This is a genomic window from Pseudomonas sp. REP124, from assembly GCF_020164475.1.
Taxonomy (GTDB): domain Bacteria; phylum Pseudomonadota; class Gammaproteobacteria; order Pseudomonadales; family Pseudomonadaceae; genus Aquipseudomonas.
Window position 1 is genome coordinate 1 of the sequence record NZ_JAIQWX010000037.1, and the last position, 13,584, is coordinate 13,584.

The window sequence follows — 13,584 nt, forward strand, 5'->3', positions numbered from 1 at the left end:
TGCTAAATACGTGTAGGTGACGTGAATCAACATTCGCGGCTATATGCTGGCGGAGCGTAACCGTCCGGCCAAGTCACCTACCGAACTCCAGCATTAAGGGCGATGGTGTCCGCGTACTTGTAAGCGGACGCGATCGCCCTTATCGCCAGGATTTCCAAGCGCCTACGAAGCTCTTACCCCAAACGTTCAAAGCCCAGGTCGTGCAGGAATGCCTGCATTCTGGCGCCTCAGTTTCTAGTGTCGCCATCAACCTTGTTGAAGGCGGCAGAACTGGCCCAGATTCCCGGCGCGTCGAGAAGCGGATAGCCCAAAAAAGTGGTTGCGCGGCCATTTTAAGTTAATATTTTCTGAGTGTTCTGCGCGTATTTTAAGAAAACCTTGGCTCGGTTAAAAAAATCTAGCCACGACAGGGGAAAAAATGGGAAATCTAGTAGGTTACGCCCATTTGATCAAGGCGATGGGGCTGAAGGCTATCGGGGTAAAGAGGCCCGCACTCGTTCAACCCGTCACCCGCATTGAGCGGATCAACGGCGCGCTTGCAGTGCCTCAAGCGGTTGCACCGGAGGCTGGGGATTTTCTCGCCCACATCATCTTTGCGCTCAAACATGAGGGCGTCAATCTCTCTATTTTGACGCAGGCTCTGCCTCGCATTGAAGGTCAACTCCTTGTCGAGGCCATAACCCAATCTCCCAGCAGTGGCTATCTGCGCAAAGTTTGCTTCCTCTGGGAAGTCTACTCCGGCGCTTTACTGGACTACACGGACAAGCCTCGGGGCCCCGGCGTCCTCCTTTTTGATCCAGAGCGGTACATCACTGGCCCATCGGTACGAAACAATCGCTGGCGCGTGGACTTCAATGGGCTGGGGACACTCCAATACTGCGCAACGGTAGAGCGCACGCCTGAGGTCCAAGCCCTGCTTGAATACGATATTCTAGGGCGCTCGAAAAAGTTCATTGCTTCCTTGCCTAAGGAAATGATGGATCGCACCATCAACTGGGCGTACCTGAGCGAGACAGATTCCTCATTTGCGATTGAAAAGGAAGCACCAAGCCAGCAGAAATCAGAGCGTTTCGTTCAGTTGCTGCGCCAGGCACATGACCGCCAGCCGCTTACCGAAGACTACTTGGTCGCTCTGCAAAACAATGCAATTTCCCAACCGCTTGAATGGGCGGTGGCCTTCCGGCATGAACAAAACCACCTGACCAACTCCTTTCGAGGAGCGGCTGGGGTTACCTATGTCCCCCCACCTCCAGACCTTTGCCGGGATCTGATGTTCGAACTCATGGCCTTCGCAAACCATGCACCGTTGGAGCTTGACCCGCTGGTGGCCGCCGGCATTGCCTCATTCGGGTTTGTGTTCTTGCATCCCTTCATGGATGGGAATGGCCGACTGTCGCGCTTCTTGATACACCAGGCATTGTGCTGCAGCGGTGCGCTGGAGAACGGTTTGTTACTCCCTGTCTCCGTTGCCATGAAGCGAGAGGAGCAACGCTACCTTGAAGCTCTGCAGAGCTTCTCGAAACCTACCCGGCAATTCTGGGACGTCCGTGGGATCGATGCCGACAACCTGTCGCTTAACTTCACCGGCGATCCAAGCCTCTATCGCTACTGGGATGCGACTGAATGTGTGGCCTTCACGCTGGAAATGGCCAAGCGGGCATTGGAAATCGAACTGAGGGAGGAAACGGAGTATCTGCAACGATACGACACGTTGCTCAAGGTGGTTAATGACAACTACGACGTGCGCGGCAGCCTCTTGAGCAAATTGATAATGCAGTGCTTAGACCAGAATGGGGTCGTATCAAGGGGCCGGCGGAAGCAATACAACGGGTATATCCAAGAGGAGGTTTTCGACTTCCTCGAAGCTCACGCCCAAGCCCTTCTGGCGGAAGCCTACGCAGAGCCCGACGACCAATAGTCCAGCGACCGTGGCGATTGAATGGCCGGTGGTAGATCCCCCGCGTAAAGCCATGCCCAACTCAATCGCGCCATCCCGACTAACTCTTAGGCGGCCCTATTTTCAACACTGAACATCTTTGAAAAGGCCCAGGCGTGCGATCGCTCACTCACATAGCCAACACTGGAATACCGCTGAAAGTCGCCACACCAGCCAGAGCAGCGAATGCCAGCTTGCCGTCGCCGGTATCACCCAAGGCGACTAGAGCGTAGACAATATGCGTATACCATTGCCCTTAATGCTGGAGTTCGGAAGGTGAGTTCGCCGGACGCTTATCTGGTGGAGGAGCGCCGGTGACTTCGATCAGGCGTCGCACCCTGACCCTGATCATTGGCCTGATGCTCGCCGGTATCGCCGTGATCAGCGTGTTCAACCTGCACGACAGCAACCATGAAATCGCCGAAGTCTATGACGCGCAACTCGCCCGCAACGCACGTCTGTTGCAGGGCGTGCTGCGCATGCCGTTGGCCGGCAAGGACCAGAGCGAGTTGTATCAGGCCTTCAACAAGGCCCTGGGTGAGGCCGAGCCCAGAGTCGAGGGTCATCCTTATGAAAGCAAGATCGCCTTCCAGGTCTGGGATCGCAAGGGCGAGGTACTGGTGCACACCGCCAGCGCACCCTCTTTCACCGTCCCGCCGACAAAAACCGGCTTCAGCGATGTGATGGATCTGAACAACCGCCATTGGCGCGCCTTCCTGCTGGAAGACAAACAGAATGATCTGCGGATCTGCGGATCTGGGTCGGCGAGCGGGACGATGTGCGTGCCGATCTGGTGGACCGCATCGTGCGTCATACGCTGTGGCCCAACGTTCTGGGCAGTCTGATTCTGGCGGTCATGGTCTGGCTGGCCATCGGCTGGGGTCTAAAACCCCTGGCCGACATGGCCGCGACCCTGCGGGCACGGCACGGCGGCTCGCTGGAACCGCTGCAGCTGTCGCCATTGCCCAATGAGCTGGAGCCGATGCAGGCGGCGCTCAACCGCATGCTCGCGCAGATCCAGGAGGTGCTTGGCCGGGAACGGCGCTTCATCGCCGACGCGGCGCACGAGATGCGCACTCCGCTGGCGGTGCTGCGGGTGCACGCGCAGAACCTGCTGGAAGCCGGGACCGAACAGGAGCGCCGTGAATCCCTGGAATTTCTGATCGCAGGTGTCGACCGCACCAGCCGTCTGGTCAATCAATTGCTGACCATGGCCCGCCTGGAACCCAAGGCCACGCCCGCGCCGTTGCCCACCATCGACCTGACCCAGACCATTCGCGATTGTCTAGTTCAACTCACGCCCTGGTTGTTGAGCAAGCGCCTGGAGCTGGCATTCGACGGTATCGAGCAGCCTTGCAAAGTGGCCACGGATGCAGCCGCCATCGACATCGCCCTCAACAACCTGATCACCAACGCGGCGAATTTCTCCCCTGAACACGGGGTCATCAGCGTGCAGTTGAGGCTGTCCGAGGGGTTTTATCACCTGAGCGTCGAAGATCAGGGGCCGGGTATCGACGAAGCCGACCGCGCCCGCCTGTTCGAGCGCTTCTACAGCCGCGGCAACCACCAGGGCGCCGGTCTGGGGCTGACCATCGTCAACACCATCGCCACCCGTCTGCACGGGCGCATTACCCTGCTCAACCGCCCCGAAGGCGGATTGCGCGCCGTCCTGTCCATCCCCGGTAGGAGCGAGCTTGCTCGCGATGGTGGTCAACGATAACGCTGCGTACCTGATGCTCCGCGGTTTCCTTGCGTGCATCGCGAGCAAGCTCGGCTCCTACAGTGGATCGGGGTGGCCGAGCAGTAGTGATTGTTCGCGCTCGCAAAGCTCCACCACGTAATCCCACATCACCCGCAGTCGCACCGATTTGTGCAGGTCCCGACGGGTGCTGATCCAGTAGCTGCGCAAAATGCTTTCCTCGGCGAACAACGGCACCAGCCCGGGATCGGCGCTGGCCATGTAGCACGGTAATACCGCGATACCCAGCCCCGCGCGGGCCGCCTGTTGCTGGGCGATGACACTGGTGCTGTGAAAGACCACCTGCGGGTTGCGGCAAAAGCTGTTGAGGAACATCAGTTCCTGGCTGAACAGCAGATCGTCGACGTAGCCGATCCAGGCGTGCCGCCCCAAGTCCTCGCGACTGCGCAGCGGCGGTGCCTTGTCCAGATACGCCTGGCTGGCGTAGAGCGCCAGCCGGTAGTCGGTGAGCTTGCGCGTGACCAGCATGTCGGCGTCGGGGCGTTCCAGGTGAATGCTGATTTCCGCCTCGCGGTTGAGGATGCTGACAAAACGCGGCACCGCCACCAGCTCCACCTCCAGCCCCGGATAACGCTCGAACAGGCCGTTCATGCGACTGGACAGGAACATGATGCCCAGCCCTTCGGTGACCCCGACACGAATCTTGCCCAGAGGCGCCGTCGACTGGGTGATTTCCTCCTGAGCCAGCAGCGCCACGTTCTCCATGGCCTCGGCATGCTTGAGCAACGCTTCTCCCGCCGGCGTCATTTCATAACCCTGGGCGTGTTGCACGAACAGCGCCGTGCCGAGGCTCTTTTCGATGGCCTCGATGTGCCGCGCAACCGTCGCATGGGTGGTGTTCAGACGGCGGGCAGCGGTTAGCAAACGCCCGCTACGCTGGAGCTCGAGAAAAAACCGCAGGTCATTCCAGTCGAACATGAATCATCCTTGGGCTTGCGAGTTGAACACGCTGTTTAAAAACGCACAGTGGCTGCGTAAAAACTAACATTTTTTAAACGAAAGCTAACAACTAGGATGGTCACAACAAGAAAAACAATGCGAGGTCAGGGATGCAAGCTACCCAGGATACCTACGACTACATCGTGGTCGGGGCCGGACCGGCCGGTTGCCTGCTGGCCAATCGACTGTCGGCCAATCCGCAACACCGGGTGCTGCTGCTCGAAGCCGGTGGCCGCGATAACTATGCGTGGATTCACATCCCCGTCGGTTACCTGTTCTGCATCGGCAACCCGCGCACCGACTGGTGCTTCAAGACCGAAGCGCAACCCGGACTGCAAGGCCGCACCCTGAGCTACCCGCGCGGCAAGGTGCTCGGTGGCTGCTCCTCCATCAACGGCATGATCTACATGCGTGGCCAGGCCGGCGACTACGATCGCTGGGCCGCCGAGGGCAACCCCGGCTGGCGCTGGCAGGACGTGCTGCCGCTGTTCAAGAAAAGCGAAAACCACTTTGCCGGCGACTCCGAATTCCACGGCGCCAGCGGCGACTGGCGGGTGGAGCGCCAGCGCCTGTCGTGGCCGATCCTCGATGCCTTTCGCAGCGCCGCCGAGCAAAGCGGCATCGCCAGCATCGATGACTTCAACCAGGGCGACAACGAAGGTTGTGGCTACTTTCAGGTCAACCAGAAGGCCGGCATCCGCTGGAATGCGGCCAAGGCCTTTCTCAAACCGATTCGCGACCGTGCGAACCTGACCGTATTGACCGGGGTCGAGGTTGATCGCGTGCTGCTGGAAAACGCCCGCGCCTCGGCAGTGAGCGTGCGCTGGCAAGGTCAGGTCCAGACCTTTAAGGCGCGCAAGGAAATCATCTTGTGTGCCGGTTCCATCGGCTCGCCGAGCATTCTGCAACGCTCGGGCATCGGCCCTCGCCCGCTGCTGCATCGCCTTGGTATCGGTGTCGTGCATGAATTGCCCGGCGTCGGTGGCAACCTGCAGGATCACCTGCAACTACGGTTGATCTACAAACTGGAGAACGCCCGCACCCTCAACCAGATCGCCGGCAGTGTGTGGGGCAAGATGGGCATGGGCCTGCGTTATCTGTATGACCGCAGCGGCCCGCTGTCCATGGCGCCGAGCCAGCTAGGGGCCTTTGCCCGTTCGGGGCCGGAGCAGACCTCGGCCAACCTCGAATACCACGTGCAACCGCTGTCCCTGGAACGATTTGGCGAGCCGCTGCACAACTTCCCGGCGTTTACCGCCTCGGTCTGCGACCTGCGTCCGAAAAGCCGTGGCAAGGTGGAAATCCGCTCCGTCGATCCGCAACAGGCGCCGTTGATTCAACCCAATTACCTGAGCCATCCGGAAGACTTGCGAGTCGCCGCCGACGCCATCCGCCTGACCCGACGCATCGTCGCCGCCCCGGCCCTGAAGGCCTTCAAGCCCGTGGAATACCTGCCCGGCGACAGCCTGCAAAGCGAAGAACAACTGCACGAAGCCGCCGCGCGTATCGGCACGACGATTTTCCATCCCGTGGGCACCTGCCGGATGGGCAACGATGCCGATGCGGTGGTCGATGCCCAGCTGCGCGTCCACGGCATCCCCGGCCTGCGCATCGCCGACGCCTCGATCATGCCCAACATCACTTCGGGCAACACCTGCTCGCCGACGTTGATGATTGCCGAAAAGGCTGCACAACTGATCCTCAACCCCGACACAAGGAGCATTGCCCCGGAATTGGAACTGGCTGCACATCCATGAAAACGAACGCCCCACCACCACTGTAGGAGCGAGCTTGCTCGCGATGGACGCCAACGATAACGCTGGGCACCTGATGCCCCGCGGTGTTCTCAGGTTCATCGCGAGCAAGCTCGCTCCTACAGTGGGGATGTAGAACGGTTACACCCGATGCAAGGACAGTAGCGGCCCCGCCCACAAGGCAGGTGCCGACAGTGGAACAACAAAAACAATCACTGTGAGGGATACCGATATGTCAGAACACGTTCAGCCCCTGGAAGCCGTGCGCAGCGCAGGCACCAGCAAGGAAACCCAGAAAGTCATCTTCGCCTCGTCGCTCGGCACGGTGTTCGAGTGGTATGACTTCTTCCTCTACGGCGCCCTCGCGGCGGTGATCAGCAAGCAGTTCTTCGCCGGAGTCAACGACACCACCGCCTTCATCTTCGCCCTGATGGCCTTCGCGGCCGGCTTCGTGGTCAGGCCGTTCGGCGCACTGGTCTTCGGTCGGCTGGGAGACATGATCGGACGTAAATACACTTTCCTCGCCACCATCGTCCTCATGGGCGTGGCGACCTTCTGCGTCGGCCTTCTGCCGACCTACGCCAGCATCGGCATCGCCGCGCCGATCATTCTTGTGGTGCTGCGCATGCTTCAGGGCCTGGCCTTGGGCGGCGAGTACGGCGGCGCCGCCACCTATGTCGCGGAACACGCGCCCATCGGCAAACGCGGTTTCCACACCAGCTGGATTCAGTCCACCGCCACCCTCGGCTTGCTGCTGTCGCTCCTGGTGGTGCTCGGTTGCCGCTACTTCACCGGCGATCAGTTCGAAGTCTGGGGCTGGCGCATTCCGTTCCTGTTCTCGATCGTCCTGCTGGGCATCTCGACCTGGATTCGCCTGAGCCTGCACGAGTCGCCGGCCTTCGTGAAAATGAAAGAGGAAGGCAAGCTCTGCAAGTCGCCGATCCGTGACTCCTTCGGCAAATGGGAAAACCTCAAGGTCGTGCTGATCGCCCTGTTCAGCATCAACGCCGGGCAGGCCGTGACCTTTTACGCGGCGCAGTTCTATGTGCTGTTCTTCCTCACCCAGTTCCTGAAAATGGACCCCGCCGTCGCCAACGGCCTGCTGATCATCAGCGTCACCATCGGCGCGCCATTCTTCATTTTCTTCGGCTGGCTGTCGGACAAGGTCGGACGCAAACCAGTGCTGATGATCGGCCTGCTGCTGGCCACCGCGCTGTACTTCCCGATCTTCAAATCCCTGGCCCACTACGCCAACCCGGCAATCGACCTGGCCAGCCGCCAGGCCCCGATCACCGTGACGGCCGATCCGGCCACCTGCACCTTCCAGTTCGACCCGGTGGGCAAGGCCAAATTCGACAGCCCTTGCGACAAGGTCAAAACCTTCCTGGTCAAGCAGGGTCTGCCATACGAAAGCATCGCCGCCCCGGCCGGCAGCACCGTGCAGGTGAGTGTGGGCGACGTGAAAATCGACGGTTTCGACGAAGCCGCCCTGCGCGGCGCCGTGACCCTGGCCGGTTATCCGCAACAGGCTGACGCGCAACAGATCAACAAAACCATGATCGTGGCGCTGATCGTCGCGCTGATCATCATCTCCGCCATGTGCTACGGCCCGCTGGCGGCGCTGATGGTCGAACTGTTCCCGACCCGCATCCGTTACACCTCCATGTCCCTGCCCTACCACATCGGCAACGGCTGGTTCGGCGGTTTCCTGCCAACCGTGTCGTTCGCGCTGGTGGTGTACACCGGGGATATTTTCTACGGGCTGTGGTACCCGGTGCTGATTACCGGGGTGAGCCTGGTGGTGGGGATGCTGTGCCTGCGTGAGACGCGGAATGTGGATTTGGACAAGAACTGAGGGTAGCCACGAACAGGCAACCTGAATGAAAAAGCCTGCATGCTCACGGCATGCAGGCTTTTTCAGATAATCAGGCTTGAACGCGCGTAAAGATGCGCCGTCGCAGCGATGATGAGGTTTCGCCAAAAGCGTCGCGCAGTTGCTGGACGTTGATATTTCTTCGGTTCTCATCAAATGCCAGTGCGGTACGCAATGCCGGCCAGCAATGTTTAGGCAAGTGTCCGGGTCGGCTCAGTTCGAGGTCCAGACGCGCATCACGTGCCTGCGTTGCAGGCAAGCGGCGGAACGGATGTTTGCCTCCCGCCAGCTCGTAGAGCACGCAGGCCACTGCGTATAGGTCAGTGCCCGCCGTCAACGCCTGACCTTCCAGCAATTCCGGAGCAGCATAGCCGGGAGTCCACGCAACGAACCGCTCGCGACTAAGCTTCGGCAAGCCGGGCAGTACGCCCTCCTGCACCTGGCCCAGACCGAAGTCGAACAAACGCACACCCTCCTCGCTGATCATCACGTTGCTCGGTTTGATGTCGCCGTGCAGGATGCCCCGTGCATGCGCGTGAGCCAGTGCGTCAAGTAACTGCAACGCGATGCTGCGCAAATCAGCCCAGGGGATACCCAGCGGTTGCTCGCATAACAACTTGTCCAGAGTCAGGCCTCGCATCAGCTCCATGGTGATGAAGGCCCGCTGGCAATCGGTGTCCACCTCGAACGTGTGAAAACGCAGCACGTTGTCATGACGCAAATGCCGGGTCATGGCGAATTCGCTGTACAGCAAGGTGCTCGCGTCGGGCCATTGGGCAAATTCTTCGCTGAGCACCTTCAGTGCGATGCAAGGGGCGGGTTCGCCGAACTGTTCGATCAGCAAGTCACGTGCACGGAAAACCAGGCTCATGCCACCGGCACCCAAAAGGCGCTCGATGCGATAACGACCTGCAAGCACTTCGGGCATTTGCCCGACGCTGAGCCGGGATGATGACGGTGCAGGTTGCGCCAGATGCGCGTTGGCGAAAGCGAAGTAAGTCGGATTGTGGTCCTGCTCTTCACTCGGTGACAGGATGTCGGGAGATGGAGTGAGTTCGGTCATTGGCGAACCATCACGGCAGTCAGGTTGTCCCGCGCCGAGCCACACAGGGCGCTGTCGAACAGACATTGCAGCGCAAGATGCGGTGCCGTCAGGCTCAATGCATTGCCAAGAGCAGCGCTGTTCACATTCTGGTACAGGCCGTCGCTGCACAGCAGAAACGCATCGCCGGGATGAACCTCGAACTCCAGCACGTCGAGAGTCAGTTGCGCCGCGGCGCCAATCGCGCGGGTCAGTGCATGAGCGTCCGGGTGCGCTTTGGCCTCGGCAGCGCTCATTCGTTGTTCGTCAATCAGTTGCTGTTGCAGCGAATGGTCCCTGGACAGCTGATACAAGCGTTGCCCTCGCCACAAGTAGCAACGGCTGTCGCCCGCCCAGATGCATGCTCCGCGATCGCCTTCCACCAGCAACAGCACCACGGTGCTGCCCATGATGCCGTCATGGCGTCCGGCAATGACCGTCAGCTCCTGACCCAGACGGCGGTTGAGCCAATGCAGGCATTGACGAACGCCCTTCAGTCGCTCGTCGAAGTCATCCATCTGCGGCAAATCCGCCAGGGTGGCGACGATCAACTGGCTGGCGACGTCGCCCCCCTGATGACCACCCATGCCGTCCGCGACCACCCACATTCCTAGTTGGGGGCAGTCGAGAAAAGCGTCCTCGTTACGCGACCGGATCTTGCCGATATCGGTGCGCGCCGCACTGCGCCAGGGGACTGCTACTCGCATCAGAGCTGCACCGGCATACGGAAGGTGCGAAGCATGTCCATATCGAAGGGGTTTGGTGTGCGTTGGCTGGTCAGCAGGTAGTTGGCACGCAGGCCGCCCAGATCCGCCTTGAGCACCAGCACGTCACGACCGGTCAGATACTCGGTCTGCATCAGATCGAACAGACGAAACAGCGACCAGGGCCCGGTGTTTTTTTCGATACCAATCGGGCGGCCGACCATTTTGTCGAGGACCAGGCTGGTGCGACCATCTTCAGCGTCGGTTGGCCACTTGAATGACACTGGAACGATCGGGCCGTGCCGATATTCCATGGTCGTACCGCCAAACTTGAACTCCGAACGGCTCACTGAAGGATCAAGGGTGTAGGGTTCCAGCTTGAACTGCACCTGTGGCTCCGCCGGGTTGTTGCTGAAGAAACTCTGGCGGATCACCTGCACCGCGGCCATCTGGTCCAGGTAGGTTCTGGAGATCGGGAGGCTGTGACCATCGACCGTGCGCATGCGATAGCTACCCGGGTCACCGCTGACAAATGGGCGTAGATAACCGTCGAAAAACCGATCGGCGATGCCCTGGGCCTTGAAGAATTCGCGGAAATCATCGAGCGACACATCGCTGGGGCTGTGTGCATCGAACGGATACCGCTTGCTGATTGCCTTGAGGTAGAAGCCGAACAACTCGGCTTGATAGCGCTGGTTAAGGTGAGCGTAGGCATCGCCCAGCACCAGGCGCCAGGTGTCATCCCCCAATACGCTGAACCAAGCACTGACCGGTCGCGGCAAACGTCCGGACGCATTGCGCAAGTTGCTCAGGGCATCGCGCTGGCCGCCCATGCGAGTCCTGGCCATATCGAAAGCGGCCTGCTCCGGAACGCTTGCGCGAGCCAGACTGGCCATTTGCAGTTGCAGATCGTTGAGTGCATTCATGGCCGGAGTCAAATCAGCCGACGGGCCGTTGTCGTCACCCAGCAACCGATGCAGCGGTTCAAAACGACGCTGCAGAGATTTTCTGGCGGTGTCCGGAAGATTTTTTGCCAGTGCGCCCGAAACCTTGCCTGACGCCGAGGCAGCAAGCTTGCCCGGTTTTGCGCCCTTCTCTGCCAGCTTACCGACAGTGTCCGCAGCATCATCGGCGATAACGGGAAAGCGGGTGTTCTCCCGGACTTCCACCAGCAACCGCAGAAGCGGGGAGCTGGCCGAAGTCAGGCTCGCCAGCTGCTCGGCGACTTCACCAAAGTCATTTGCGGGGGACAGTGCGACATGGCCGAGCGCTTCGCTCCAATAGTTGGAGTAGTCGCGGAAGTAGCGTTGCTCCAGATCTACAAGAAGTCGGCGCAAGTCCATACTGCTGATACCCGTGCCTTCACCCAATACCCAGTTGTCATTCAGGATATCGGTGACCAGCATGGAGCCTTGCACCGAGAAGTATTGCCGATAACCTTGCTGGGTGTAGAACCCCGGAATCACGTGGTCAGTGCCGACATACTGCGCCCCTTGCGGCCCAAGATGCTGGCTCAAACGGTAATCAGGCAGGCTGCGAGCCTGCTCGCGCAGCATCCGGTAAACCACGTTGACCAAAGACTCGCTGCGCAAAACCTGACGCGCCTGAGTGACCAACTGATCATTCACTGGATAGTTGAATGGCTGTTCCAGCAGGCGCTCGAAGTGGCTGTTCAAACCGTTCTGTACCTCGGTATTACCGGGGTAGCGTTGTGACCACGCGGTTGAGACCCATTCCTTGAGCCATGGCGAGTCGCGGCGGTCTTTCATGTTCAGCATCAAATAAGCACGCAGGCTGTTAAGCAGGCGCTCGCGGTCCTTCATGCTCGCGCGGATCTGCCCTTCGAGCAGCATCGCCACCTGCGGCAAAAGCCTTTCTTCAAGCTCGCGATCGTAAGCAGACTTGACTGTCGGATGGACGTACTCACCTTGATACAGGCCAACGCGTTCGTGATAACTCACTTCGCTTGTACTCGGGAATACCTGAGTGGCCTTGTGGCGATTGTCCAGGCTCTTGAGCACCGCTATGGGGTCATCGCCTGCGGGTAAGGCAGAGGTTTCTTGTGTCCAGTTTTGCGCCAGATTGCGCAAGGTTTCCAGACGCCCGTAATTGGCCGAAAATCCGCCGGCCCACAGGATGCCGAACAACACCAGGGCAGTGACTGCACCGAGATACAACGCACGTTGCCCCCAATGAATTCGGCTGCGCTCACGCTTGTCCAGTCCCGCAAGATCAGCTTCAGGAAAGATCACCCGGCTGAACAGATGGTGTATGAACCGCGAGCGGCCACTGCGCAGCGTGGGCAGCACTCCGGCATTCACTTCCAGGCTTGAATCGGTGCCCTCGGTGTTTTCATTCAACTGTTCAACCAGATGCAGTGCACTGGTGAAATAGAATCCACGCAACCGGGTTGCACGTTGATAGCGGTTGCCAGTGAATGCCATGTCGACAAACAAGCAAAGTCGCTCACCGAGTTTTCCCAATTGATGAGGGAAATCGAGAATCCGACCACGGTGCCGGGCATTGCGCTCCTGATGCATCCGTGTGATCACCTGGCTGTTCAAGCGATGCAGCAGCGCTTCGAATTCGGCGCGCACTACGGCAGCATCGCTGCCGCACTGGTCCTTGCGGAAGCTGGTACCCAGGACCTGATCGCATTCTTCGCGACTCAGCTGATCGAAAAACTCGTCGAAACCAGGCAGGTGGTCGGCCTTGCTCAACACAAGGTAAACCGGTACGTCGACGTGCAGTTTCTGGTGTACCTCCTGCAAACGCGCACGCACCTGGTTGGATAGAGCGTCCAACTCCTGTTCGTTGGCGCTCAGCAGGTTTTCTACCGAGATAGTCACCAGCACGCCATTCAACGGTCGATTGCGGCTACGCTGGCGCAACAGATCGAGCAATGTGCTCCATGCACTGGCATCGACTTGAGGATCAGGTTGGTTCAGGTAGCGACCGGCAGTGTCTATCAGCACGCCGTCATCAGCGAAATACCAATCGCAATAACGTGTCCCGCGGGTGTCGCGCGTCAGTTTGCGGTCGATCCTGTTGATCGGAAATTCAATACCGGAACAATCCAGCAGGCTGGTCTTGCCGCTTGCATGGGGACCAATCAGCAGGTACCACGGCAAGTCATCGCGCCAGCGCTCGCTACGGCCCCGATACAGACTCGAGGACTTGAGGGTTTTCAAGGCATCCTTGAAACCTGTCCTGAGCGCCTTCTGTTCTTCGTCGATGTGCTTCTCGCGAAGAACACGATCCTTTCCACCCTCGCTTTCCTCGTTGGCTTTTTTATGCACACCAGCACGCCAGCTGACGTACACCATGCACAAGCCCCAGATCAGAAACATCACACTGATGGTGAAAAGGCGCGAGGAAGAGCTTTCCCAGAACTTCTTGTCACTCACGGCCAGCAACGGCCCGACAATCCAGACCAGCAACGCAGCGAACAGTACAAGCAACAGGGCCCAGACCCATGTTTTTCGCAGGAAGGTGCCAACTTTCTTGAAAACCTTTTTCATAATTCGTCCTTGTCTAC

The 13,584-nt window shown here is 59.4% G+C and carries 7 protein-coding genes and 1 pseudogene; 4 read left to right on the forward strand and 4 right to left on the reverse strand.

Going from position 1 to position 13,584, the window contains the following annotated elements; genetic code table 11:
- The first annotated feature begins 418 nt into the window (after positions 1 to 418).
- Positions 419 to 1,918, forward strand: a complete 1,500-nt coding sequence (locus K9857_RS11860) for a Fic family protein (RefSeq protein WP_224535914.1) — start codon at positions 419 to 421, stop codon at positions 1,916 to 1,918.
- A 332-nt stretch (positions 1,919 to 2,250) separates the two neighbouring features.
- Positions 2,251 to 3,656, forward strand: a pseudogene (locus K9857_RS11865) (ATP-binding protein).
- Between the two features lie 57 nt (positions 3,657 to 3,713).
- On the opposite strand, the gene K9857_RS11870 reads toward K9857_RS11865, so the two are convergent.
- Complete coding sequence (locus K9857_RS11870) at positions 3,714 to 4,613, reverse strand: LysR family transcriptional regulator (protein ID WP_224535916.1); 900 nt, start codon at positions 4,611 to 4,613, stop codon at positions 3,714 to 3,716.
- A 131-nt stretch (positions 4,614 to 4,744) separates the two neighbouring features.
- On the opposite strand from K9857_RS11870, the gene K9857_RS11875 reads away from it, so the two are divergent.
- Positions 4,745 to 6,391, forward strand: a complete 1,647-nt coding sequence (locus tag K9857_RS11875; RefSeq protein WP_224535918.1) for a GMC family oxidoreductase — start codon at positions 4,745 to 4,747, stop codon at positions 6,389 to 6,391.
- 229 nt (positions 6,392 to 6,620) lie between these two features.
- On the forward strand, positions 6,621 to 8,243 hold the full coding sequence (locus K9857_RS11885) for an MFS transporter (protein ID WP_224535920.1): 1,623 nt from the start codon (positions 6,621 to 6,623) through the stop codon (positions 8,241 to 8,243).
- A gap of 70 nt (positions 8,244 to 8,313) precedes the next feature.
- Here the strand turns inward: K9857_RS11885 and K9857_RS11890 are convergent, their stop codons facing one another.
- Genes K9857_RS11890 through tssM form a run of 3 tightly spaced genes read right to left on the reverse strand, consistent with a single transcriptional unit; the run spans position 8,314 to position 13,567 of the window.
- Positions 8,314 to 9,324 (reverse strand): serine/threonine-protein kinase, encoded by a 1,011-nt coding sequence (locus tag K9857_RS11890; protein WP_224535923.1) that lies wholly within the window; start codon positions 9,322 to 9,324, stop codon positions 8,314 to 8,316.
- A complete protein-coding gene (locus K9857_RS11895) occupies positions 9,321 to 10,049 on the reverse strand; it encodes a PP2C family protein-serine/threonine phosphatase (protein WP_224535925.1) in 729 nt (242 codons plus the stop codon). Before K9857_RS11895 ends, K9857_RS11890 begins: the two co-directional genes overlap by 4 nt.
- Positions 10,049 to 13,567, reverse strand: a complete 3,519-nt coding sequence (tssM, locus tag K9857_RS11900) for a type VI secretion system membrane subunit TssM (RefSeq protein WP_224535927.1) — start codon at positions 13,565 to 13,567, stop codon at positions 10,049 to 10,051. Before tssM ends, K9857_RS11895 begins: the two co-directional genes overlap by 1 nt.
- Between the last annotated feature and the right edge of the window lie 17 nt (positions 13,568 to 13,584).

Bases quoted from the DNA above. Each gene is read 5' to 3' on its own strand.
- K9857_RS11860 (WP_224535914.1), top strand. From the start codon at position 419: ATGGGAAATCTAGTAGGTTACGCCCATTTGATCAAGGCGATGGGGCTG.
- K9857_RS11870 (WP_224535916.1), bottom strand. From the start codon at position 4,613: ATGTTCGACTGGAATGACCTGCGGTTTTTTCTCGAGCTCCAGCGTAGC.
- K9857_RS11875 (WP_224535918.1), top strand. From the start codon at position 4,745: ATGCAAGCTACCCAGGATACCTACGACTACATCGTGGTCGGGGCCGGA.
- K9857_RS11885 (WP_224535920.1), top strand. From the start codon at position 6,621: ATGTCAGAACACGTTCAGCCCCTGGAAGCCGTGCGCAGCGCAGGCACC.
- K9857_RS11890 (WP_224535923.1), bottom strand. From the start codon at position 9,324: ATGACCGAACTCACTCCATCTCCCGACATCCTGTCACCGAGTGAAGAG.
- K9857_RS11895 (WP_224535925.1), bottom strand. From the start codon at position 10,049: ATGCGAGTAGCAGTCCCCTGGCGCAGTGCGGCGCGCACCGATATCGGC.
- tssM (WP_224535927.1), bottom strand. From the start codon at position 13,567: ATGAAAAAGGTTTTCAAGAAAGTTGGCACCTTCCTGCGAAAAACATGG.